The organism is Enterobacteriaceae endosymbiont of Donacia piscatrix (assembly GCF_012569525.1).
Taxonomy (GTDB): domain Bacteria; phylum Pseudomonadota; class Gammaproteobacteria; order Enterobacterales; family Enterobacteriaceae.
Window position 1 is genome coordinate 392,090 of record NZ_CP046200.1, and the last position, 3,677, is coordinate 395,766.

Below are 3,677 nucleotides of genomic sequence, written 5' to 3' on the forward strand. Positions count from 1 at the left end.
TACTTTAGATAAAGATTTATTAAATCTTTTAAAGAAAAGATTAAATTTAGTAAAAAAAATTGGATTAATAAAACATAAAAATGGATTACCTATTTTTTTCCCAAAAAGAGAAAAGGAAATTCTTAAATTAAGAAGGAAAGAAGCAAAAAAAATAGGAATATCTCCTGATTTTATAGAAAATATATTATGTTGCATAATTAATGAATCATATCTACATGAGAAAAATAAAATATTTAAAAATTTGCAACCTTGTTTATTCACAATACTTATTATTAGTAATAATAAATTAGGTTCTTTCTTTAAAGAAATGTTGATTTTAACAGGATATAATATTCTTTATGTAAAGGAAAAAAATTTTGATTTAAATAAAATTAATTTAATACCTAAGAATATAGGTATGATTATTATCAATATATCTATACCTTTTTTAAAAAAAATTATAAAAAAATTATTAATTTTACCTAAAAATTGTATTTTAGTTGATTTATCTCCCATTAAACAAATTTCTTTTGAAATAATACTTCAAACATATAAAGGACCTGTTTTAGGTTTATATCCATTATTTAATCTAAAAAAAAAATTTTTTTTAAAAGAATCTATAATGTATTGTCATGGACGTAATAAAAACATTTATTATTGGTTTTTAAAACAAATAGAGATTTGGGGAATAAATATACATAATATTGATGTTATAAAACATGACCAATATATATTTTTTATGGAATCATTAAAATATTTTTTTGTATTAACATATATAACTTTGTTAACTAATAATAAATTTTCATTCAATGAAATATCTAATTTATCAAAACCTATACATGATTTAAACTTTTTTATTTTTAAAAATTTTTTTATTTATGATACACAATTATATATAAATTTTGTTTTAAATTTTAAAAAAAATAAAGAAAATATTAAAAAATATCTAAATTCTATAAATAATTTATTTTTTTTAATTAAAAATAATAAAATAAATAAAATAGAAAATATATTTCAAAAAATACAAAATTTATTAATTAATAATATAAAAAATTAAATGATAGTAAAAATGTAAAAAACTTAATGTAAACTATAACATTAATTTTTTTACATAAAATCAAATACTATTAATATTTAACTTATTTAAAGAATCATTTAAAATTTTTTTTATTAAACAAGTATTAATATCATTATGTAAATCATTATTCAAATAAATTAAACATCTATTAATTGTTGATATGTATTTTTTCTTTTGATAAAGAAACTTAATAATATTTAAATCAAAATTTTTAATACGTTTTTTCATATAAGTTAATCTTTTTTTTAAAAAATGAATATAAATACTATCTGGATATTTTTTAAAAAACATTTCTGTATCATTAATAGCTAATTGGGTGTAAAATGGGTTACAATCATTTCTATTAATTTTAAACAAATTTTGTATTTGATTATTAGTATCTAAAGATATTTCTGTTATTATTTTAACATACAGAATATAACTCATAAATGGAGAATAATCATATAATTGTATAAATTCATCTATCAATTCTAAAACAACTAAAAAATTATGTCCTAAATAATTTAGATAAATTAAAAAAACTAAAATTTTTTCAGTATATATATTACGAGGATAATTAATATATAAATTATTAAATTCTAATAAAGCTTGATCATATTTTTTTTCAGAAAAATATCTTATAGCATTAAGATAATCATATTTTAAAGAAGTATCAAAATATTTTTGCTCATGTGTATATGTATTATATTTACAATTAACTGTAATTAATAATATAAATATAATCATGCTAATTAAAAATATTTTTTTATTCATATAGTTAGTTTTTCATTTTTTAATTTATTTTAATATTATATAATAAATATAATCTATAATTCTAAAATTTTACAATATAATGAATATTAATTTAATTTTTAAAGTTTGTTTATTACATAATAAACAAAGGTTAGATGTTTTTCTTAAAGAAAAAATATTACAACTTTCTAGAACACAAATAAAAAAATTAATAATTTGTAATAAAGTCCAAATTAATTATAATATTATTAATACACCTAAAAAAAAATTTTTTTAGGAGATATAATCCAAATTAATACTTTTATTTTAAATAAAAAAATAATATGGAAAGCACAAAATATACCTTTAAATATAATTTATGAAGATCAATATGTTTTAGTTATCAATAAAAAATCTAATATTATCGTACATCCTGGTAATAAAAATGTAGATAATACTATATTTAATGCAATATTATATCATTATCCATCTTCAAGAGATATACCTAGAGCAGGTATTATACATAGATTAGATAAAAATACTACTGGATTAATGATTGTAGCAAAAAATATTTACTGTTATTTTTTTTTAAAACAAGAATTAAAAAAACATAATATAATAAGAAAATATGAAACCATTGTTAATGGAATTATTAAAAGTAATGATATTATAAATTTTCCAATAAAACGTATATATAAAAAAAATAATGTTTGTATGAATGTACATCCATCAGGAAAATCAGCAATAACAAAAATTTTTGTAAAAAATATTTTTAAAAATTATACTTATTTAAAAATTTTATTAAAGACAGGTAGAACTCATCAAATTAGAGTCCATTTATCATATATTAAACATAGTATTATTGGTGATCAAATTTATAAAAATTATATAAATAATATTAATAATAATAAATTTTATGAAACGAAAATTAATAAAATAATTAAAAGACAAGCTTTACATGCATATTGCGTTAAATTTATGCATCCATTTTATAAAATATTCATAAAATTAAATGTAGTTTTACCAAATGATATAAACAATTTGATTAATTTTTTAAAAAATGTTAACATTTAGTCTAGTATTTTTAATATTAAATATTAAAAATATTAATATATAATCGATGGTTTTTTTAAAAAATAGTTTAACTTTAATATCTAATTAACAGATATTAAATCATATTAATTTTATATTTTAATTAAGAGTGAAAAACTATGATAAATATAAAAAAAAAATGTGTATTATTTTTTAGCATATTATTTTTATTATTAATTACATCTAATAATTGTTTTGCATATAGAAATCTTCCAAGAGAACCTTTTTACGAAAAATTAACAAAAGAAAATCAATTATTACATAAAAAAACATTTGGCAATAAACTAGTTATAGTTGAATTTTTTTCATTTTTATGCCCCCATTGTTATGAATTTTATAAAAATATTAATAAAAAAATTTTTAAAAATAAAATTCCTAAAAATGTTAAAATTATAAGAATTCATTATAGTAAAATGGGTCAAGAAAACGGATTTGCTACTTTATTAGGTTATACATGGGTAGTTGCTAAAATATTAAATGTAGAAGACAAAGTTATAGATCCTATTTTTAATGGCATTCATAATACTGAAACAATTCATGATTATAAATCTATAAAAAAACTTTTTATAAAGGTTACAGGAGTAACAAGTAGTGCATTTGATGCAGCATGGAATAGTAATATAGCAAAAACACTATTTGAAAAAGAATATGATTTAGTTGAAAAACTTAATATTAGTTTAGTTCCAGATATTTATATTAATAATAAATATGTAATTAATTTATCTTCATTATATAATGTTTATGTAGATAATTTTTATTCACATTATATATATTTAATATTAAAACTTTTAAAAAAATAAGTTTTTAAAAAAAAAAG

General features: G+C 16.0%; 5 protein-coding genes. 4 read left to right on the forward strand and 1 reads right to left on the reverse strand.

What is annotated here, in order from left to right:
* The coding region (gene tyrA / locus GJT96_RS01970; protein ID WP_169780528.1) for a bifunctional chorismate mutase/prephenate dehydrogenase at positions 1 to 1,036 on the forward strand (1,036 nt) is incomplete at its 5' end.
* Positions 1,037 to 1,096: 60 nt separating this feature from the next.
* On the opposite strand, the gene bamD is transcribed toward tyrA, so the two are convergent.
* Positions 1,097 to 1,810 carry an outer membrane protein assembly factor BamD gene (gene bamD / locus GJT96_RS01975; protein WP_169780529.1) on the reverse strand — a complete coding sequence of 238 codons (714 nt, stop codon included), beginning with the start codon at positions 1,808 to 1,810 and terminating at the stop codon, positions 1,097 to 1,099.
* A gap of 79 nt (positions 1,811 to 1,889) precedes the next feature.
* Between bamD and GJT96_RS01980 the strand changes: the two genes are divergently transcribed.
* From GJT96_RS01980 to GJT96_RS01990, 3 genes are all read left to right on the forward strand, one after another.
* Positions 1,890 to 2,066, forward strand: coding sequence for an RNA-binding S4 domain-containing protein (locus GJT96_RS01980; protein ID WP_169780530.1), 177 nt, complete (start codon positions 1,890 to 1,892; stop codon positions 2,064 to 2,066).
* Between the two features lie 44 nt (positions 2,067 to 2,110).
* Positions 2,111 to 2,842: an RluA family pseudouridine synthase gene (locus GJT96_RS01985; RefSeq protein ID WP_247646103.1), complete on the forward strand. Its 732-nt coding sequence runs from the start codon at positions 2,111 to 2,113 to the stop codon at positions 2,840 to 2,842.
* Positions 2,843 to 2,979: 137 nt separating this feature from the next.
* Positions 2,980 to 3,660, forward strand: a complete 681-nt coding sequence (locus GJT96_RS01990; protein WP_169780531.1) for a DsbA family protein — start codon at positions 2,980 to 2,982, stop codon at positions 3,658 to 3,660.
* Positions 3,661 to 3,677: the final 17 nt, after the last annotated feature.